Source organism: Kaistella faecalis (genome assembly GCF_019195395.1).
Taxonomy (GTDB): domain Bacteria; phylum Bacteroidota; class Bacteroidia; order Flavobacteriales; family Weeksellaceae; genus Kaistella; species Kaistella faecalis.
In genome coordinates this window covers 2,166,306-2,187,780 of the sequence record NZ_CP078067.1, presented here as the reverse complement: position 1 = coordinate 2,187,780, position 21,475 = coordinate 2,166,306, and the positions used below count along the sequence as shown (strand labels likewise).

Annotated in this window: 15 protein-coding genes; 4 read left to right on the top strand and 11 right to left on the bottom strand. The window is 40.4% G+C overall.

The window, feature by feature from the left end; genetic code table 11:
• Nucleotides 1-2 precede the first annotated feature (2 nt).
• On the bottom strand, nucleotides 3-992 hold the full coding sequence (gene purM, locus KTV93_RS10325) for a phosphoribosylformylglycinamidine cyclo-ligase (RefSeq protein WP_218248874.1): 990 nt from the start codon (nucleotides 990-992) through the stop codon (nucleotides 3-5).
• Nucleotides 993-1,283: 291 nt separating this feature from the next.
• Here purM and KTV93_RS10320 point away from each other — a divergent pair, with 291 nt between their 5' ends.
• The gene (locus KTV93_RS10320) at nucleotides 1,284-2,192 is read left to right on the top strand and encodes a DUF808 family protein (protein ID WP_218248872.1); all 909 of its coding nucleotides are present in this window, start codon (nucleotides 1,284-1,286) and stop codon (nucleotides 2,190-2,192) included.
• A gap of 70 nt (nucleotides 2,193-2,262) precedes the next feature.
• Here KTV93_RS10320 and KTV93_RS10315 read toward each other — a convergent pair whose 3' ends face one another.
• The 10 genes from KTV93_RS10315 to KTV93_RS10270 form a co-directional block, all read right to left on the bottom strand.
• Nucleotides 2,263-2,799, bottom strand: coding sequence for an NADPH-dependent FMN reductase (locus tag KTV93_RS10315; RefSeq protein WP_218248871.1), 537 nt, complete (start codon nucleotides 2,797-2,799; stop codon nucleotides 2,263-2,265).
• A 40-nt stretch (nucleotides 2,800-2,839) separates the two neighbouring features.
• Nucleotides 2,840-3,553, bottom strand: coding sequence for a pirin family protein (locus KTV93_RS10310; protein ID WP_218248870.1), 714 nt, complete (start codon nucleotides 3,551-3,553; stop codon nucleotides 2,840-2,842).
• Between the two features lie 634 nt (nucleotides 3,554-4,187).
• Nucleotides 4,188-5,573 (bottom strand): MFS transporter, encoded by a 1,386-nt coding sequence (locus KTV93_RS10305; RefSeq protein ID WP_218248868.1) that lies wholly within the window; start codon nucleotides 5,571-5,573, stop codon nucleotides 4,188-4,190.
• Nucleotides 5,574-5,603: 30 nt separating this feature from the next.
• Complete coding sequence (locus KTV93_RS10300; protein ID WP_088359839.1) at nucleotides 5,604-6,128, bottom strand: nuclear transport factor 2 family protein; 525 nt, start codon at nucleotides 6,126-6,128, stop codon at nucleotides 5,604-5,606.
• A 24-nt stretch (nucleotides 6,129-6,152) separates the two neighbouring features.
• Nucleotides 6,153-8,051: a glycoside hydrolase family 13 protein gene (locus KTV93_RS10295; RefSeq protein WP_218248866.1), complete on the bottom strand. Its 1,899-nt coding sequence runs from the start codon at nucleotides 8,049-8,051 to the stop codon at nucleotides 6,153-6,155.
• A 243-nt stretch (nucleotides 8,052-8,294) separates the two neighbouring features.
• Nucleotides 8,295-10,451 (bottom strand): glycoside hydrolase family 97 protein, encoded by a 2,157-nt coding sequence (locus tag KTV93_RS10290; protein ID WP_218248865.1) that lies wholly within the window; start codon nucleotides 10,449-10,451, stop codon nucleotides 8,295-8,297.
• 138 nt (nucleotides 10,452-10,589) lie between these two features.
• Nucleotides 10,590-12,020 (bottom strand): SusE domain-containing protein, encoded by a 1,431-nt coding sequence (locus KTV93_RS10285; RefSeq protein WP_218248864.1) that lies wholly within the window; start codon nucleotides 12,018-12,020, stop codon nucleotides 10,590-10,592.
• 38 nt (nucleotides 12,021-12,058) lie between these two features.
• The gene (locus KTV93_RS10280) at nucleotides 12,059-13,189 is read right to left on the bottom strand and encodes a SusE domain-containing protein (protein ID WP_218248863.1); all 1,131 of its coding nucleotides are present in this window, start codon (nucleotides 13,187-13,189) and stop codon (nucleotides 12,059-12,061) included.
• 18 nt (nucleotides 13,190-13,207) lie between these two features.
• Nucleotides 13,208-14,770, bottom strand: a complete 1,563-nt coding sequence (locus KTV93_RS10275; RefSeq protein ID WP_218248861.1) for a RagB/SusD family nutrient uptake outer membrane protein — start codon at nucleotides 14,768-14,770, stop codon at nucleotides 13,208-13,210.
• An 11-nt stretch (nucleotides 14,771-14,781) separates the two neighbouring features.
• Nucleotides 14,782-17,646, bottom strand: coding sequence for a SusC/RagA family TonB-linked outer membrane protein (locus tag KTV93_RS10270; RefSeq protein WP_218248860.1), 2,865 nt, complete (start codon nucleotides 17,644-17,646; stop codon nucleotides 14,782-14,784).
• A 335-nt stretch (nucleotides 17,647-17,981) separates the two neighbouring features.
• Between KTV93_RS10270 and metG the strand changes: the two genes are divergently transcribed.
• From metG to KTV93_RS10255, 3 genes are all read left to right on the top strand, one after another.
• Nucleotides 17,982-20,015 (top strand): methionine--tRNA ligase, encoded by a 2,034-nt coding sequence (gene metG / locus KTV93_RS10265; protein WP_218248858.1) that lies wholly within the window; start codon nucleotides 17,982-17,984, stop codon nucleotides 20,013-20,015.
• 118 nt (nucleotides 20,016-20,133) lie between these two features.
• Nucleotides 20,134-21,009 (top strand): DUF4349 domain-containing protein, encoded by an 876-nt coding sequence (locus KTV93_RS10260; protein ID WP_218248850.1) that lies wholly within the window; start codon nucleotides 20,134-20,136, stop codon nucleotides 21,007-21,009.
• Between the two features lie 51 nt (nucleotides 21,010-21,060).
• Nucleotides 21,061-21,465: a hypothetical protein gene (locus tag KTV93_RS10255; RefSeq protein ID WP_218248849.1), complete on the top strand. Its 405-nt coding sequence runs from the start codon at nucleotides 21,061-21,063 to the stop codon at nucleotides 21,463-21,465.
• The last annotated feature ends 10 nt before the right edge of the window (nucleotides 21,466-21,475 follow it).

Here is a 21,475-nt window from a genome sequence, read left to right as displayed (position 1 = left end):
TATTAATTCAAAATAATTTTCTCTGTACCTTCAGTAATTTCCCCGATTTCGTAGGCGTCATCAAGAAGATCAAGCACTTTTTCCGCATGTTTTGCATCAACCACGATGACCATTCCTACGCCCATATTGAAAGTTCCGAACATTTCCATTCTTTCGATATTTCCTCTTTTCTCCAGTTCCAGCATCACAGTTGGAATTTTAATTTTAGAAGTTTCAATGTCTGCACATAATCCTTCACCCAGGATTCGCGGAACATTTTCTATAAGACCTCCTCCTGTGATATGTGCGATTCCGGAAACTTCAATTTCTTCCAGTAATCTGTGAATTGGCTTATAATAAAGTCTTGTAGGCACAAGAAGTGTTTCGTAAAGTGGTTTACCTTCAAATTCTTCATTAAAATCGGGAAAGATTTTTCTTACCAGAGAAAAACCGTTGCTGTGAAAACCTGAACTTGGCAATGCAATGATTTTATGTCCGGCTATAATTTTAGAACCGTCAATAATTTCATCTTTTTCTACGATGCCGACACAGAATCCTGCCACATCGTAATCACCAGGTTTGTACATCCCCGGCATCTCTGCTGTTTCACCGCCAATAAGTGCACACTCGTTATCCTTACAGGCATTTACCATACCCATCACAATTTCCGCAGCAATTTCAGAATCAAGTTTTCCGCAAGCTAAATAATCAAGGAAGAAAAGCGGTTTTGCTCCATGACACAAAATATCGTTCGCACACATTGCAAAACAATCAACCCCAATGGAATCGTATTTTTTAGAATCCAGGGCGACTTTTAATTTGGTCCCCACGCCGTCGGTACCGCTCACAAGTACAGGGTTTTTGTAACCTGCAATCTGGTAAAAGGCGCCGAAACTTCCCAGGTTGTTCAGTACATTTTTGTTATGCGTTTCAGCAACCGCACTCTTAATTTTATCAACGGTTTTGTAGCCTTCTTCTTTGTCGACACCGGCGGATTTATACGTATTGCTCATGATATTAATTACTATTAACAGTTTGGAATTAAGTGATAAAAAAAGCCGACGGTCATTCAGACGTCGGCTCACTAATATTTTATTTCGGCGAAGATTCCACTTCCAAAATTTTGGAATATTTCTTTCGGGGAATGTAATCTTTGCGGTTTCAACTTTAAAAATTTTGTTCTGCGAAAATAAGATTTTAAAATGAATTTAGAAAATCATAAGAAAAAAATCCTGGTTTAGGATGCAGCGAAACATTGTATATTGATCCAATTACTTACTTTTGTTTCAATTAAAATTTAAACTATGGCTTCAGGTTTTTTTGCGATTCTGGATGATATTGCAGCTTTGATGGATGATGTAGCAGTAACTGCAAAATTAGCAACCCAGAAAACGGCGGGAATTCTGGGAGATGATCTTGCCGTAAATGCAGAGAAGGCAACCGGTTTTCTGGAATCGCGCGAAGTTCCCGTCTTAATGAAAATCATGAAGGGTTCTTTTGTGAATAAACTCATTATTGTTCCTGCAGTCTTTTTGCTGCAATGGCTGTACGAACCGGCCATTACCATCATTCTGATTTTTGGCGGATTTTATCTGGCTTACGAAGGAATTGAAAAAATTATTGAATATTTATTTCACAAAAGTAAAAAAGGGCACGAAGTAATCGATGAGGCTAATGCAACAACAGAAAACGGCGCAGATCTCGAAAAATCTAAAATAAAGTCAGCTGTCACCACAGATTTTATCCTTTCCCTCGAAATTGTAATTATTGCGCTGGCTTCGGCAAAAGCAGGTTACGAGGCGTTGAAATCGCAGTTCAATCCATTGCTTGTAGAAATTGTAACGGTTTCAATCGTAGCCATTATTGCTACCGTAGGCGTGTACGGAATTGTTGCTTTAATTGTTCGCATGGACGATGCGGGCTACAAACTGATTAAAAAATCGAAAACGGAAAAAGGTGTTCTGGTTACGCTGGGGAATCTGTTGGTAAATGCTTTGCCGTGGGTGATCAAAGGTTTGGGTGTTGTAGGTACCGTGGCTTTAATTTTGGTTGCCGGCGGGATTTTTGTGCACAATATTGAGTGGCTGCACCATCATTTTCTGCCAAATCTGAATTCTATTGTACGGGAAACTTTGGCGGGAATTATTGGCGGTATCGTTGCGATTCCGATTTTTAAATTGGGAAGCAAGGCTTTTTCGATGATTAAAAAGTAATAGAACTTAAAAATTTATAAAAAAAAAGAGCGGACTAAAAAGTCCGCTCTTTCTGTTTTAAACCTATTTTTCAAGAGAATTTCAGTTTTACTTTCTGAACTTTTTCTTTAAACTCCTCAAGTTTTTCTTCATTAACAATTCCTTTTTCAGCATCAAAATATTCGCTGAATTTGGGAAGCGAAAAAATCTCAAGCACTTCAGCACCGTCAAAAGGAAAACGTTTCTCAGCAATTTCTAGCACACTTGCGCCGCCGCGGCCTCCGTCAGAAGTTGCCATAAGAAACATCGGTTTTCCGCCAAAAATTTTTCTGCCTTTAATTCTAGAAATCCAATCCATGAGATTTTTAAAAACTGCCGGGAAATTTCCGTTGTTTTCCGGAGTGGATAAAAGGATCAGGTCACATTCATCAATTTTAGCAGCAAAATCGAGGGCTTTTTGGGGAATTCCGTTTTCAAGTTCGATTTCACGTTTGTAGATGGGCATTTCGAAATCATTCAGATCAAGGATTTCAACTTCATCATCATGAAAAAATGTGGATGCAAAAGTGACCAGTTTTTTATTGATCGAAACAGTGGAATTGCTTCCGGCAAAAGCTAATATTTTCATAGTTTAAATTTAATTTGTCATTCAAATTTAATGCATTTAATTATAATTGCATGGGAACTTCCATCAGTAAAACTTCTGAATCTTCAAGAGCTTCCAGCGTAAAAGATTCAGTTTCCCAGGTTCCAAAACCGTCTCTGGTTGCGAGGGTTTGGTCGCCAATTTTTGCGGAGCCCTTTAAAACAAAAACATAAACTCCGTTTTTGGCGTCGTGAATTCTGTATTCTTTGGCGTTGCCTTTTTCAAATTTTGCCAGATTAAACCATGCATTCTGATGAATCCATACTCCTTCGTCATCGGGATTTGGCGATAGAATCTGCTGAAAATCGTTGATCTTCTCATTTTCTTTAATGCTGATCTGGTCGTAACGCGGTGTAACATTCATCTTATTCGGAATGACCCAAATCTGTAAAAATTTCACGAGTCCGTCTTTGTTTTTGTTGTATTCGCTGTGCTGAACTCCGGTTCCGGCGCTCATGACCTGAATTTCACCATTTCTGATCACCGCGGTAGTTCCCATGGAATCTTTATGCTCCAGATCGCCTTCCATCGGAATAGAAATAATTTCCATATCGCGGTGCGGATGCGTACCGAAACCCATTCCGGAAGCGACCTGATCGTCATTCAAAACCCGTAAAACCCCGAAACTCATTCTTTCCGGATTGTAGTAATTGGCGAAACTGAAGGTATGATGAGATTTCAACCAGCCATGATCGGCGAAACCTCTGGTGTCTGCTTTATGATAAACTGTTTTCATTTTTTTGATTGTTTTAGTGATTTAATAGTACAAATTTAGAGTATTAGGACTCTATAAACATTGATTTAAGATAAGTTCATGATGTGATAAACCTGACCATCTAAATCTCATACGGCTGTTTTCTTTTGAGTATGGTGTGTGAGCGCAGAAAATATTGATTACGAAAGCAAGAATGTTGTTTCGTTACGCGAGAATGTTACTTCGTTATGCAAGAATGTTGTTTTGTTACGCGAGAATGTTAGTTCGTTAGGCAAGAATGTTACTTCGTAAGACAAGAATGTTGTTTCGTTAGGCAAGAATGTTGTTTCGTTAGGCAAGAATGTTGTTTCGTTACGCGATAATGTTACTTCGTTATGCAACAATGTTGTTTTGTTAGGCAAGAATGTTACTTCGTTAGACAAGAATGTTAGTTACGGGGGCAAAAATGTTACCTGCGGTGACAAGAATTGAACTTTCGTAAGCAGGAATGTTATTTACGGAGGCGAAAATGTGGTTTTGTCAGGCAAGAATGTAAATTTGAGGATTGAGATTCATTTGAAAAAGCACAAAGAAAAATCCTTAAAGTTTTTGAGGCTTTAAGGATTTTAGATTTATGTTTTTATTGTAGAATTTGCCGACTTTGCGGGAATTTTGATTAAAAATGAACCTGCTGGATTTCTTCTTCGAGTTCTTTTTCAGATTCTTTGCCTTCGCCTTTAATTAAAAACATGGTTACAGCTGATGCAATGATGAGACATACTCCGCCTACTACAACGTAATCGATGGCCATGTTTCCGAAAAGATTTTTCACAATCGGTCCGCCGAAAATTCCGTTAACGATTTGGGGCATCACAATAAAGAAGTTGAAAATTCCCATATAAACGCCCATTTTTCTTTGTGGAATCGCATCAATAAGCATCGCATAAGGCATTGCCAGAATACTCGCCCAAGCGAATCCAAGACCGATCATTGAGATCCAAAGCATGCCGGTATCTTTAATGAAAAACATGGAAATTAGTCCCAATCCTCCGGAAAAGAGTGCCAAAGCATGAGTCTGTTTTTTACCGATCGCTTTAGCAATTGGAGTTAAAAGAAACGCAAACGGAATCGCAAATAAATTATAGAGACCAAATAAATGTCCGGTTAAATCACCTGCCTTATTAAATTCTGCAGAGGTAGTATCATCAGGCGCAAGTCCGAAATGGTGAGTCGCTAAAGCACTTGTGGTAAAAACCCACATGGTAAAAAGAGCAAACCAGGAGAAAAACTGCACGGCACCCAATTTTTTCATCAGTGAAGGAATTTTCGCAAAATCCTTAAACATATCTGAAAACTTAGAACTGTGTTCTGCTGCTTCGTCGCGGCCCTCAAATTCTGCAAATTCTTTTGGAGAATATTCTTTGGTGGTAAAAATGGTGTATAAAATGGAGGCAATTAAAACCGCTGCGCCCACATAAAATGCGTAAATCACGTTATCTGCCACATAACCTTCGGGTGCGACATTGGATACGCCCATTTTGGTAAGCCAGTTCGGCATTTCTGAACCGATAACGGCTCCGACTCCGATTAAGATGGTCTGGATGGAAAAACCCAGCGTTCCCTGATGTTTCGGCAGCATATCCCCGACCAATGCACGGAACGGTTCCATGGCGATATTCACGGAAAAATCCATCATTGCTAAGAAGATTACGGCCAGCAATAAAACGTTGGCTGCGATTAAATGGGTTACTGAGGCGGCGTTGGGTAAAAGAACCAATCCGATTGCGCAAAGCACTGCGCCAATGAGGAAATACGGTTTTCTTCTGCCGAGCGGGCTCCAGGTATTATCGCCCATGTGTCCGATAATTGGCTGCACAATGAGGCCCGTAATTGGTGCTACCAGCCAGAACCAGGAAAGTTCGTGAACATCTGCTCCCAGGTTTGCAAGGATTCTACTCGCGTTTCCGTTCTGCAGTCCAAATGCCATCTGGATTCCCAAAAACCCCATACTCATGTTGATGATTTGGGCGATACTGAGATTCGGTTTTATTTTTTTAGCCATAATTTATTGTAATGAAGTCAATATGAATTTTTATTTTTTCCTGAATTCTAAAATCATTCCGTCCTCGATGGGAGCTTTCATTTTGGTAACCTCATCGATGATATCATTCGGAACTGTGGTGGATAAAACATACTGTCTGATTTTCCACTTACCGCCAATCTTTTCGAGGACGCCGGAGCCGCGGCAGATTTTCATCTGGGTATCGAGAATTTCATCGAACCAGGCATAAGTTCCGTCTTTGCTGAAAGTGATGTTTCTTTTCAGCGATGTGAAGTTCCAGGCTTTGCCTTTATCGAAAAACGGCTTTGCCCAAACCATGAACTCTTTTTTATTCCAGACTTCGGTGGCATCGGTACCGATGAAAGTGGATTCTTCTGCGTACAGATCGAAATAATTTTTATAATCTGCGGCAGCGGCGAATGCATTAAGATCATCAAGAACTTTGCTGATGTTTTTCTTCTGAACATTTTCGTAGAAGCCTTTGGTTTGGGCATGAAGGTTTACCGAGAAAGCAAAAAGGAGCAGTACGATTCCAAGAAAAGTTGTTTTTTTCATCTCAATAATTTTTAAAGGTGCTTATTAATTAAGTTCTAAAATTAAAGAAGATTTTCCTGAAACCGTCAATTTATTTTTCGAAGTCACCACAAAATCTTTTCCGGAAATAATATCCTTTCCCGTAGAAACTCCTTCTAATGATTCGGCAAAGCGGCTCAGATCGAAAGTCTGTTCTTTTTCGTTGTTGTTGATTACGACCATTACTTTTTCATTGGCGGCGTTCTTTTTAGACAATTCGCGACTTGTCCCAACCGGCTCGTTGTAACGGAAATAAACATACACCTTGTCTTTCGGCATGTAATGTTTTGTTTTTCCGGTGTGGATCACGTCTTTTCCTTTTCTCCAGGTTAAAACTTTCTGGGTAAAATCATGGAAATCTTTCTGTTCTGCAGTTTGGGTTGCAGGGTTGAAAGCATTTTGTGGATCACCTTTCCAGCCGCCCGGAAAATCTCTTCTGATATCGGCATCACCTTTGGATTTTTCGCCACGCATACCGATTTCTGACCCGTAATAAATCTGCGGAATTCCACGTACGGTGGAGATCAATGTCATAGCCATTTTGTAATAGCGCGAATCTCCGTTGAAGATTTCGTTTAATCTTTCTGTATCGTGATTTTCGAAAAACACCAGAATATTGTTGATGTCGGGATACAGGAAATCGTTGCCGAAGGAATTGTAAATTTTAATCATTCCTTTGTCCCAGCTCTCCTCTTCTTTCAAAGCTGAGGGAAGATCTGTATAGAGCGTAAAATCCATCACTGACGGAAGATTGGAGTTATAACCGTCAATCTCACCGATTTTAGAATCTTTCTGCCAGTACGAAACGTGCGCCGGATTATACATCCAGGCTTCGCCGACAATATTAAATTTAGGATATTCATCAGTAATTGCTTTTGCCCATTTTGCCATCGCTACTTTGTCGTTGTACGGATAAGTGTCAACGCGTAAACCGCCGAGTTCAGCATATTCAATCCACCAGATGGCGTTTTGGGTAAGATATTTTAAAACCAAAGGATTGCTCTGATTTAAGTCGGGCATCGTGGTATCGAACCAGCCGTTCAATGCTTCTTTTTTGTCTATTTCAGCTACATTGGTGTCGAACTGTGAAGTGGTTCTGTAGTTGGAACGTTTGAAACCGTACTTTCCTTCACCATCCGCGAACTGATGAATCCAGTCTTTTGTCGGTAAATCCTGAATAAGCCAGTGAGAAATTCCCCAATGATTGGTCACATAATCCTGAATGAGCATCATGCCGCGTTTCTGTAGTTCGCGCGAAAGCTCCACGTATTCTTCGTTGGTTCCGTAACGGCCGTCGATTTTGTATAAATCGGTCTGCGCATAACCGTGATAGGAAGTCTGTTTTTCGTTGTCTTCATTTGCCGGAGTTAACCAAAGTGCAGTTGCGCCAAGGTTTTTCAGATAATCCAGGTTATTGATGATTCCGCGCAGATCGCCGCCGTGTCTTCCGTTTGGAGCACTTCTGTTTGCTTTATCCGTAAGGTTTTTCTGCGAATCATTGGATGGATCTCCGTTGGCAAACCTGTCCGGCATGATTAAATACATTACGTCTTTTGAAGTGAATGAATTTCTATCGGCTGAACCGGGTTTTCTGTTCTTCAGTTCGTAATTGTAAGAATATCTTACTTTATTCTTTTCTTTAAAATTAATCTTAAAGGAAGAAGTGTTGATTTCATCGGTATTTACCGTGATGAAAACGTAGTTTGGGTTTTCGGTTTTCGTAAGGTCTTTGACCTGAATACTATTGGATAATTCTACCGAATATTTTGAAATGTCTTTTCCGTACACCAGAATTTGGAGTTCCGGATTCTTCATTCCTTTCCACCAGAAGGCGGGTTCTACTTTCTGGATTTGGGCAAAGCCGAAGAGGGAAATGAACAGAAAAAGTGCTGATAATTTTTTCATAATAATTAGTTTTAGAAAGAACCTTGACAAGATTTAAAACCTTGACAAGGTAAAATTTTGAAGGCGCGAGCGAAGCGAGCGCAAATTTTCACCCTTTTGTAACTAGCCCCGATGGAAGCGGCATCCTTTTTTGGTGATTTTCGCGGGGGCGAAATCACCAAAAAAGATACAGCGGACAGCGGGATAAAGCTTCAAATAAAAAAATAAAAAAGGCTTTTTGACACTGCCAAAAAGCCCCTAAAATTATTTTACAGGCTTCACTGAAATCGCATAACCGCCACTTCTAGCGAGTTTCATAGGCAATTTCGATTTGCTGGTAACCGTCTTTTTGTAAATCTTATACGATTGAGGATTGTTGATGTAATCTGCATCGTCGCCATCGGCATATACAGTGGCTTCGTACTTCTTACCTTTTGGCAGGAAGGAGAAATCTACGGTGTAATTTCTTGCGTTTTCATCGGTAATTCCGCCGATATACCACTCATCTTTGCCTTTTGCTTTTCTGGCTGTGTGGATATAATCGCCAGGTTCTGCTGAAAGAATTTTGGTATCATCCCAATCTACCGCAACGTCCTTGATGAACTGGAACGCATCTAAATGTTTCGCGTAATTTTCAGGCAAATCTGCCGCCATCTGGAGCGGAGAATACATCACGACATACAGTGCCATTTGCTTCACCAAAGTTGTTTTCACAAATCTTGTATCGCCGGGGAAATAATAATCTAGTTTGGTTTGGAATATTCCAGGTGTATAATCCATCGGTCCTCCCATAAATCTGGTGAACGGAAGAATGGTCTGATGATCCGGATTATTTCCGCCAAATGCTTCGAATTCTGTTCCACGAGCAGCCTCAGCAGCGATCCAGTTCGGATAGGTTCTGCTTAAACCTGTAGGACGAACAGATTCGTGAGAGTTGACCATGATTTTATACTCGTTGGCCTTCTCTGCGATTCTTAAATAATGGTTAATCGTCCACTGTGAGTAATGATGTTCGCCACGGGGAATAATATTCCCAACATAACCGGTTTTCACAGACGGATAATCGTATTTGTTCATCAGCTGGAAAGCTTTGTCGGCCCATCTTTCGTAGTTGGTGGCAGAGCCGGAAGTTTCGTGGTGCATCATGAGTTTCATTCCTTTTGAGTGGGCATAATCATTCAGCATCTTGATGTCGAAATCGGGATAAGGCGTGATGAAATCGAAAACAAATTCTTTGCTGTGGCCGAACCAGTCTTCCCAGCCTGTGTTCCAGCCTTCGATGAGCAATGCGTCGAAGCCATGTGCTGAAGCGAAATCGATGTACTCTTTGACTTTGGTGTTATTTGCCGCGTGTTTTCCGTTCGGCGTCAGTTTAGAAAAATCAGTTTTTCCGATGTGAACATTATTAGCGGTTGAATACGACCAGTTTGATTTTCCGATGATCATTTCCCACCAAACACCCATGTATTTCGTGGGCTTGATGTAAGAAGTGTCGGTGTACTGCGTAGGTTCGTTCAGATTGAAAATCATTTTCGAATCTAAAACCTCTTCGGCTTTTGGCGAGACGATAATTGTTCTCCACGGAGAAACTGCAGGTGTTTGGATATATCCTTTCGCGCCCTGTGCATCTGGTGTTAAATGAGTTTTGAATTTAAAATTCGCAGCATCAAGTTCTAAATTTGAAGCCGGATAATTGATCACCGCAGCCTCAGAAATATTGACATACAGCTGATCTTTTCCTTCTTTTTTAAGCATTAAAGGAGTTTGAACAGCATTCTTAATTAAAGACTGAGAAGCATTTCCATCATACGAAGTTGGCCATTTTGCAGGAATCTCAGAAAGGTTTGTGGTCTGCGTCTGGTATTCCTGAGAATCGTAATCGCCCGCTAGCCACCACGCTTTCATATCGGTTGGAAGATCGATTTCGGAATCTTCTTCTTTGATGATAAAATAATTCAGGTTTTTCTGCTCCGGGAATTCATATCTGAAACCTAAACCATCATTAAACAATCTGAATTTAACAATAATATGTCTGTCGTTTGCATCCTGATTTAAAGTTACAGCCAGTTCGTTATAATGATTGATGTAGGATTTTTTCTCACCCATAATCGGATCCCAGGATTCGTTTTTGGAATCGAATTTTTCTCCGGTTTTGGTAAAACCACTGTCGAGGTTTTTTCCTTTCTGGTCCTTATTTTCAATTTCGGAAGCAAACTGAATGTCGCCATCTCTTAAAAGTCTTAACCCTAATTTCGAATCTTCAACAACGGTTTTTCCATCATATTTCAGATTGTAAAACGGAACTCCGCTTTTCAGCTGAAAATTCATTTCAAATTTACCATCAGGAGATTTCAGAGACTGTGCGTTAAGTGCGAAACTTCCCATCAACAGGAAAAGTGCAGATATTTTTATGTTTTTCATACGATAATTTTCGAATCAATAAATTTAGAGAAAATGATAGAAATAACCAACTTTTTGAGCAATCAATTGCCCCTTTAAAAACAAAAAAAACTGCTGCTAAAAGCAACAGTTTTTTTTTAAAATTCCGGGGAATTAAATTTATTGAGGGGTAAGTTTATAAACTCCCAGTTTTATGTTAGCGGTAATCACATAGGTATTTCCACCTCCATTGTATTGGATGTTGTTATTGTCACCATTCGGTCCTAAGAAACCAGAGTTTCCACCAGTATGGATATTTCCCCACTCCATTCCAGACCAGTCCTGCTGACCAAGGAATTTGAATTCGGCACCATCCGGAATTACAATCGTGTGCTCAAAAACACCATCGCCTACCTGAGTCATTTCGATCGCTGCACCGGCATTCCATCCCTGAATTGAACCTACCAAATAAACATTGGTTGGCAAAGTAGGTACTGATGATGGCGTAACGGTAATGTCTCTTGAGTTTTGATTGATGGTAATTTTATACATTCCTGAGTTCCCGGTAAACTTCATGTTTTCGTTTCCAGAAGGTTCCAAATTAGTTGACCAAGTATTAAAATACTTATAAGAATCATTAATTCCTGAAGCGTTTAAACTGTAGTTAGTTGGACCCCAGTCCTGCTGACCCAAAAATCTGAATTCTCCGTTCTGTTCAAGGTAGGTATAAATCTCTGAAACTTCATTGGTGTTTTTCAGGAGTTGCGAGCCACCAGCATTCCAGCCTACAGCGGTACCGCCACCTACTAGATAGAAATCTACAAATGCAGGAGTGTATGGAGTCAGTTTAAAGCTTACAACATTTGAAACCTTAGTGATTACCCCACCAGTAGATTCCGTTTTGGCAGTAACGCGAACGTCAACATCTGTTGCTATACCAGCGGTTAAACCTGCACCTATTGCTGCATTATTCAGTGTAAAGTTTGACACGGGAAGTTCTTTTTCGTTCTTCACTGTTCCTAAAGAAGCAAATGCTGTTGACCCTTTTGGAGCAACTTCCACCGTATAATTTACGTCTACGCCGTAAGTGTAATCAGTCCACATAACCGTAACTGCATTCCCTAATGGTGCAGCAGCATCTAGCAAGATCGCCTGACCAGCGGTTGGTTTTGTAATTACAGGGACAGCCGAAGGATATGGAGTAACTGTAAAGCTAATCGCATTTGAAACAGCCGCTCCACGTTCTACTCTTACATAAACTTTTTGAGGAGCATATGGGTTGATTCCTGCCTGTAGCATCGCAGTATTCAAGTTTCCTACTGTTGTTTTTAGGGTAGTACTTTCAGAAGTACCTAAAGTTGCTTTAGTGGAAAAGTCTTCTTTGGAAGAAACTACTACGGTGTAAGCACCTGTGCCCGGAGCTGCATCCCAAACAAGGACATACGGGTTGTTTTCCATCGTTGGATAAAGCACTGCTGCATCCAGCGAAGTATTTTTAAGGGTAAAGGACGGCTCTGGAGTCGTCCAGTCTCTGTCAGCATCGTTTCTGCAGGAATTCAGAAGAATTAATGGCAGAAATAGCACCATAAAAATTTTAAATATATTTTTCATTTTGTTTCAGTTATTTAAATAAACTTATAACGATGTTTTTAGATCTTTACTATGCTGTAAGTTCCTCTCTTGATATTCACAGTAATCTTGTATTCAGATCCGCCACCATCAAATTTGATGTTTCCGTTATCTCCTTTTGGGCCAAGGAATCCGGTATTACCGTTTCCACCGATATTACCCCAGTCAAGGTCTCCCCAAGATTTTTGCCCGAGGATCTTAAATTCAGTACCATTTTCAATCGTGGTAGTGAACTCGTAAACGCCATCAGCTGTTTTCGTCATTTCAACTCCATTTTCAGGGGTCCAGTTGTTTCCTGCAATGCTTCCAACCAAATAAACCGTCTCATAGTTAAAACCAAAAACAGAAGCTGGAACAATATCCAATGTCTTTTTATCAGCGGCAGCGTTAATGGTAATTTTATATATACCTTCTGCACCAGAGAAAATCATATTTTCCTGCTCAGCAGTGTCTGGTGCAATGGTTGCAGGCCACTGGTTGAAATATCTATAATTTTCTTTGATGCCAGGATCATTAAGACTGTAATTTGTAGGATTCCAGTCTTGCTGACCAAGGAAACGGAAATTTCCTGGCTTCAGATAAGTATAGATATAAGAGAGATTAGCATCTTTATAAAGAATCTGTGCTGCTCCGGCATTCCAGTCCACAGCAGTGGCACCCCCTACAAGATAAAAATCAGGATAAGAAAGCACATAAGGCGTAATCTGTAGTGAGGTTACATTAGAAATGGCGGACATCATTTGACCAGTTCCTAAGTAAGATACAACTCTTAAATACATTTTTGACGATACTGCCGGTGACATACCTAAAGTAATCGCTGACTTGTTCATTTCATCTACAGTGAAAGTTACCGTATTGCTGGATTCAGCTACATTGGCAAGTTCTAACGGGGTGGTGAATTTTTCATCAACAGAAGCTTCTACTTTATAGCGAATTTCAGTTGGAACGGAGTATGTTGCTGCTGTCCATGTGACCGTGAGCGCCGGATTAGCCGGAAAATTCTGATCTAGAAAAAGTGTAGAAGCCGAAAGATCCATCACAATAGGAGCTGATTGATTTTCTACCATAATCAGTTCCCGGTCCTCGCAGGCTGTAATGCCGAAAAAGACCAGCACTGCAAGAAGTATTTTATATAAATTATTGGTTTTCATTATTGAATTAAATTAAAGTTAGTAACCTGGATTTTGGGTCAGATTTGGATTCGCCTGAAGCGCAGTACTAGGAATAGGAAACAATTTGTAGTTGTCTGAAATTGCAGCACCGTTCTTCACACCACCTTTCCAAGGCCAGAGATAAGAACCTCCTGTAAATTTTCCGAAACGGATAAGATCCTGACGACGCACACCTTCTAAACCGAGTTCACGGCCTCTTTCATTTAAAACTTCGTCAAGTGAAAGAACAGAAACAACTGGAGCTCCAGCTCTTGTACGAACCTGGTTGAAATAAGTGATTGCCTGCCCCATTGAAGTACCTGCCGCGCCACGAATCGCACATTCAGCATAAATTAGATAAGCATCACTCAAACGGAACAGAGGGAAATCTGTAGAAGAGAAACTTGTTGCGCTCCCACTACCATCAGAATTTTTGTTCCAGAATTTGTCTGAAGGGAAACCGTCAGTCCAAGTTTTATAATCATTCATCTCCCAATTGTGACCTGTTGACCAGAAAAGCTTTGCACGTACGTCAGTACTGCTCTGAAGACCAGCTGCGGAACCTGCAAATAAACCATACCATGCTTTAGTTGCCCGGTGACCAGCCCAACCATCTGTCGCGCCAAAATCTGCAGGCGTCATGGTATCCGTACTGATGCTTCCATTAACGATGTAAGTAGTGTTACCGAAACTCTGGCTGCTTGCAGCGTCAGCTATAAGTGGGAAGATAATCTCTTTCGAAGTATTGTTGTCAGCAGAGAAATTCTTGCGGAAGTTTCCTTCCAACTGATATCCACCTTCACTAATTACTTTACTAATATATGCGGCTGCATCATTATATCTCGGAGTTCCTGTATAAACTTCAGCATTCAGATAAAGTTTAGCCAATAGCATTCTTGCCGCGGATTTGTTTGCACGTGCATAAGAATTTTGGGCAGGAAGTTTTCCTTCGATATCTTTAAGTTCAGATTCAACAAAAGTGAACAGTTCAGTTCTTGAAGCCTCGGGAAGCGGTGTACTTGTATTGAAAGTTTCATCGTTTACCAAAACACCTTTACCAAAAAGATCAATAAGATAATAATAAGAAAGTGCTCGTAAAAAGCGAAGCTCACTCACTACCTGATCCTTATTCTCATATTTAACGTTATCGCTCTTCATAATAAGGATAAGGTTAGTTGCCTGAGGAACGGTATAATAAATTCTGTCGTAAGCGTATTTAAAAAATTTATTATTGTCTGTCCAGTTGCTCGTAGTAGTCAACTGATCAAGACCGTTATCACCCCAACGGTTTTTCATTCCGTCTGCTGTAAAATCCTGAAGATTCACCAGTCCGCGGATAAATGGCGACTCTCCCGGGTCAGCACCGGAGATGTCAGATTCACCAGGACCTTTAACACTGGAAAGCGCGAAACTTGCATAAAGACGGGACAGCATTCCTTCCACTGCTTTAGGATCCTGTTGAAGTATATAGTCCAAAGTCATATCATATTTTGGCTCAGTGTCCAGATCCCGGAGACAGGACTGCGTGGACAGCATCACTACTGCTGCAAAAGCCAATAATTTGAATTTAATATTTTTCATTTTTGTTTTATTTAAAAATTAAAGTTTAAACCAATGGTATAAGTTCGTGGTCTTGGATAAAAATTATTGTCGATCGCGTTAAAGTTTTCCGGATCCAAACCTTCATACTTGGTAATTACAAATGCATTACTTACAGAACCGTAAACGCGCAGGTCAGTAGAATTAAATAGATCTTTGAATAAATATCCCACTGTTGCATTGTCCAAACGCAGGAATGTAGCATCTTCTAGGAAATAATCTGAGAAAATTACCTGGTCCGTTAGGTTAGTGAACGGCGTATTTTCAGCAAAAGTCAACACGTTATTCAGAGAGTTGGAGTTCTGTGGAACTGCATACTCGCGGAATCCTTGAGACATTTTTCTGGCGTTATAAACTTTACCACCTACCTGTCCACGGAAATTAGCGCTGAAATCCCAGTTTTGGTAATTAAGTGAAGTACTGAAACCATAAGTCCAGTTCGGTCTTAACGCTTCATAATAACGGTCATCATTATTGATTACACCATCACCGTTTCTGTCGATCACAACACCCTGCATCGCATTTCCATTGTTATCATAAACCTGCTGGAATACCCAAGCTGAATAAGGCTGCCCACTCACCGGATGGTACGCAAGGCTTACACCTGTACCTACTGGCAGACCACTGTCTGAAGCGGCAATACTTTCGACATTTTTCAGGTTGGTCACCTCCCCTAAGTTGTACGCAGCATTTCCGGAAATACTCCAAGTTACCTGGCTGTTCTTCACCGGCGTTACTGTAAGGTTCATTTCAGCACCTCGGTTGGTCATTTCACCTACATTGTCAACAAACTGGTTTGTAAGACCCTGGCCTGGGGCAAGAGGAGTCCACAAAAGAAGATCCGTTGTTTTTCTTTCGTAGATATCAAAGCTACCTGTCAGCAGATTTCCACGGAAGAATCCGAAATCTAAACCTGCATTAATGGTAGTGGTTGTTTCCCAAGTAAGATTTTCGTTAAACGGAAGCGCACTGTAAGTACCGATTCCAGGGAAATACTGTGCATTAGAACTACCCAATGCGAATAGGGGCCTTGACGGATAAAAACCAACGAGACCTGTAATATCCTGTTGTCCGGTTTTTCCCCAACCAAGTCTAAGCTTCAGTTCGCGTACAGCGTCTGCATCACGCAGGAAACTCTCTTCATTCATTTTCCAGGCGAAACCTACTGCAGGGAAATAACCCCACCGCTGATCTTTCTTGAACAGGGACGAAGCATCCGCACGGAAAGTAAGAGTAAATAAATAACGGTTTAAGATATCAATATTTGATCTTGCAATAAATGACTGCAAGTTCAATTCATTGTAATAAGCATTTGTAGGATTGAGGTCATTATCTACGAACGGTGTACGAACTCCTGTTGTTTCGTGATAAATATATTTGTCTTTATAACCTTCGTTCTTAAAATTCTGATATGAGTATCCACCTTGAATAAGGAAGTTCGTAAGGAAATCCGAAACTTTTGTGTTGTAAACCAGATAAGCATCCATCGTTTTGTTGAAGATATCCTGATGCTCCGCATAATCTACACCGGGGTTGAAGATATAATCGTTGGGGAACTGCGATCCACTTGGCGTTCTGTAAGTCTGTATTGCATTATCTGCAAAAACAGTACTTAGGTCAGAGCTTGAAGTTTCAACACCCAAATTCAATATCGCACGAAGTTCAGGCAGGAAATGCATTTTGTAGTCGAATTCTACGTTTCCTAGCAATTTATCTACTTTCTGTGGTGAATTTCTTTGCAATAGAACAGCAAGCGGGTTTGTTTGCCCTAAAGTTCTATACTGGCCGCCTGAAAATTCTGTGTTTTGAAAATAACCTCCAAATCGGTTATAGGGGCTACCCGTAAGACCGGTTTGTGAAACATAAACTGGTTTTGTAGGATCCATATTTACCGCTCCTCCAATAGCTGCACCTGCATCTACCGCATTAAACTTAGAATGAGAACCTTTTAAGTTCAAATCAATTTTTAAATGTTTGTCGAAGAACGTTGGCGTAAGTTTAATCGCTTCAGTGAAACGCTCATAATCACTCGTACGCACTACACCCTCTGTGCGGTTATACCCCATAGATACTCTGATTGGAAGAGCATTCCATAGTGTTCCTGCAAGGCTTACGTTATTATCTGTAGAAACTGTAGTTCTGAAAACTTCATCCTGCCAGTTGGTGTTATAGATAGTACCCGTTTCAGTTGGATTATTTTTATCACCACCTACGCCGAGTCTCCAACTGTACTGAGGGAAATTAGTCTTGATGTAATCTACAAAATGTGAGGAATCCATCACGTCAAGATTCTTCGTTACCTCACCTACGGAAACGTTGGTACTGAAACCGACTTTCAGTTTGCCGCCACCCTTCTTAGTCGTAATAATAATTACACCATTGGATGCTCTTGAACCATAAATAGCGGTCGCCGAAGCATCTTTCAGGATTGAGAAAGATTCAATGTCATTGGGGTTAATTAGGTTCAGTGGGTTTCCGACACCAGCTGGGTTACTAGAATCAAGTGGCACGCCGTCAATAACGATCAATGGGTTATTTTGCGCGTTCAGCGATGCCCCACCACGGATTCGGATGTTCGGTTTCGAGTCTGGCGATCCTCCTTCGTTGGTGATTCTAACACCTGGCGCTTTACCTGTAAGCAACTGATCTGCCGACACGATTGCTCCTTTGTTAAAATCTTTCTCGGAAACAGCTGTAACAGAACCTGTAAGATCAGATTTTTTCTTGGCACCATAACCAATCAGTACAACCTGCTCAATATCGGCAGTTTTAACCGAATCCGTAGTTTGTGCGTGTAGCATTGTTCCCGCCAATAAAAAAGCCGGAGCAATTTTCAAAACTTTAGTATAGTTTCTCACAAAAATAAAATTTAAGGATTAATATTCAATACATAACAGCTCCTTTGAAGAAGCACTGCAATTTAAACAAAAATTCAACTATTATTAAAATTATCATAATATTGTTAATTATATCTGAGATTTATCATATATTAAAAGACCTTATATTTCTTAAACACCTACTTTACAATTACTTACCATTCCTATTGTCTCACATATGAGAGTATAAACTTTAACATAAAGTTAAACATTTGTTTATCAAATTGATGGACTAATGATTCCGAATCCTTCAATAAATCCCCAAAATTTCCAATTAAACGTCATAACCCGTATCTTTGCATAAATTATAATATAGCATGTCAGAAAGAACGATGATTACGGCGGCTTTGCCTTATGCGAACGGGCCGGTACATATTGGCCATTTGGCAGGGGTTTACATCCCTGCCGATGTATACGCAAGAATACAGAGACGCCTCGGAAAAGACGTAGCATTTATCTGCGGTTCCGATGAACACGGTATTCCAATTACCATAAGAGCAAAAAAAGAAGGTGTTACACCGCAGGATATTGTAGACAAGTATCACGGAATCATAAAAAAATCTTTTGCCGATCTCGGAATTTCTTTCGATGAATATTCACGCACCACTTCCAAAAAACATTACGAAGTAAGTCAGGATTTCTTCTCTACATTATATCATAAAGAAAAATTTACCGAAGAAGTTTCAGCACAGTATTTCGATGAACAGGCGGGTGAATTTCTCGCCGACCGTTACATTGTGGGAACCTGCCCGAATTGCGGTAACGACGGTGCTTACGGTGATCAGTGCGAAAAATGTGGCTCTACCCTTTCACCTTCAGAGTTACTCAATCCGAAATCAATGCTCAGCGGAAATGTGCCCATTTTAAAGGAAACTAAAAACTGGTATCTTCCTTTAAATGATTACGAAAACTTCCTGAACGAATGGATTATCGAAGGTCATAAAGACGACTGGAAACCCAATGTTTATGGTCAGGTAAAATCCTGGCTGAACGACGGTTTGAAACCGAGAGCAATGACGCGTGATCTCAACTGGGGCGTTCCCGTTCCTTTGCCTGATGCCGAGGGAAAGGTGCTTTATGTTTGGTTTGATGCACCGATCGGCTACATTTCTTTTACCCAGGAATGGGCAGAAAGAACCGGCAAAAACTGGAAAGATTACTGGCAGAATGAAAATTCCGACCTTGTTCACTTCATCGGTAAAGACAACATCGTTTTCCACTGCATTATTTTTCCGGCGATGATGAAAGCGCACGGCGATTATATTATGCCGACGAATGTTCCTGCCTTTGAGTTTTTGAATCTTGAAAACGATAAAATTTCAACCTCCCGAAACTGGGCGGTTTGGGCACACGAATATGTCGAAGAATTCCCGGGCCAACAGGATGTTTTGCGCTACGCTTTACTTTCTTCCGCACCGGAAACCAAAGACAATAACTTCACCTGGAAGGATTTCCAGACCAAAAACAATTCAGAATTGGTGGGGATTTTCGGAAACTTCATCAACAGAGTTGCCGTGCTGATTCACAAATATTACGACGGAATTGTTCCTGCAGGCGATGCAAGCGCTCCGGAACTTGAAGAAATCACCAAAGCGGCCACTGAAATCGAAAATTTCCTTGAGAATTATGAATTCAGAAACGCTTTATCAGCAATGATGAATTTGGCAAGATTTGGAAACCAGTATCTGCAGACCGAAGAACCTTGGAAAACCATTAAAGACCATCCAGAAAAAGCGGCAAACTCGCTGTTTGTAGCCGCACAGATTGCTGTGGGTTTAGCACAGGTATGCGAGCCGTTTATGCCATTCAGCGCTGACAAACTGCAGAAAATGTTTAATGTTTCGCAACTCGGTTGGAAAGAAATTCAGAATGAAAAAGTTTTGATTAAAACCGGTCACCAAATCAATCCTGCAGAACTGTTATTTTCAAAAATTGAAGATGAAACGATTGATTTCCAGATTCAGAAACTGGAGAACACAAAAGAATCCAATAAAAAAACTAATCCTAAAGCAAACCCCATGAAAGACGAAATTCAGTTTGATGATTTCACCAAAATAGATTTAAGAACAGCAACAATTCTTACCGCTGAAAAAGTGGAAAAAGCAGATAAACTGTTAAAATTCAGCGTTGATACGGGCGTGGACGTAAGAACTGTAGTTTCCGGAGTTGCCGAAAGTTTCACTCCTGAAGAATGCATCGGTAAACAGGTAATGATCTTATTAAATCTTGCCCCAAGAAAAATCCGCGGAATAGAATCTCAGGGAATGCTGCTTTTGACCAACAATGCAGAAGGAAAACTTGTTTTTGTAACGCCGGACGAAACCGTAGAAAACGGTATAGAAATCGGATAAAACAAATCTTTTTTAGAAAAATTTAAGACGCACAGAAAAGTGCGTCTTTTTTAGTAAAACCAATTCAGCAACATAAAATTTTATACATTTATAAATATAAATTCAATTCCTGTCACAAATGAAAACACTAATCTTCTTTTTCTTGCTCTTAACCCTCATCAGCTGTTCGAAAAATGAACCTTTCGCGGTGAAAACTGAAGTTAACGCTTCTCTCATGGAAGTGATTCCGGAAGATGCTCCCGGAAATTCAAAATCGGTTTCCGTTAAGTCTGATACAGTTCCGGCCAAAAATGACAGTATTGCGAAAAAGATTATTAAAAACGGCGAGATGGGACTTGCTGTTGCCAATATAAATGAAGCAAAATCAAAGGTTGACGGAATCCTTAAAAAACAAAATGCCTACACCCAAAGCGAAACTTTCAGTAATACTGAAACCTCTGAGGATTTAAATCTTGTAATTCGGGTTCCTCATGAGAATTTCGATCAGCTGATCTCCTCTTTTGCCGACGGAATCGGCGCGGTTGAATACAAAAACATTTCTTCTGAAGACGTCACCGAAGAATACACCGACGTTGCGATAAAACTGGAAAACAAAAGGATTTATCTTGAAAAATACCGCAACCTCCTGAAGAATGCCGCTACCACAAAAGACATGCTCGAAATCCAGGAAAACATCCGCAAACTTGAAGACGAAATCGATGTTGCTGAAGGCAGACTCAGGTTTATCGACGACCGCGTCAACTACAGCACGCTTCGCCTCAGCCTCAGCAAGGAAAAACCACGAAGTTCAGTGACATCAAAGATCGGTTTTGGAAGCCGCTTTACGGATTCGGTAGCACAGGGCTGGAATATTTTTGTAAGTTTCGTACTGGGTCTTATTTCACTTTGGCCTTTCTTCATTCTTGCGCCTTTTATCATCATGGTATACCGAAAATGGCGTGGCCGAAAAAAATCTACTTTTAATGATTCTTCTCATCCAAATAATAAAGACTGAACATTTTAATCAGGTATAAAAAATCGTAATTTTGTTCTTTAAACGAACTCCATGAAAAAATTAAACATCTTTTTACTTTCTTTAATAGCCGTCACTGTATTTGTAGCCTGCGGAACGAGGGAAGATGAACTGTCTAACGAACAGTTTATAGGAACCTGGAACTGGGCAGCGACAACGGGCGGAACCGGCAACATCAATGATACGCCCGCAAGCACCGGAATACAGCGTACCATAACTTTTACAGACAACTATACTTACACCGTTAAAGAAAATGACGCAACAGTGAGCGAAGGCACCTATAGCATTAGCAAAGAAGTTACACCAACGGAACATAGTGAGAAACTGTTTATAGATTTCTCGAATTATCCTGACGTTTTTGTGGATGGAATTGATGCCTCAAACCTTTATCTGGGCGATCACACCGCCGACGGATATTCTTACCATTATAAAAAATAAAAAAAAGCGG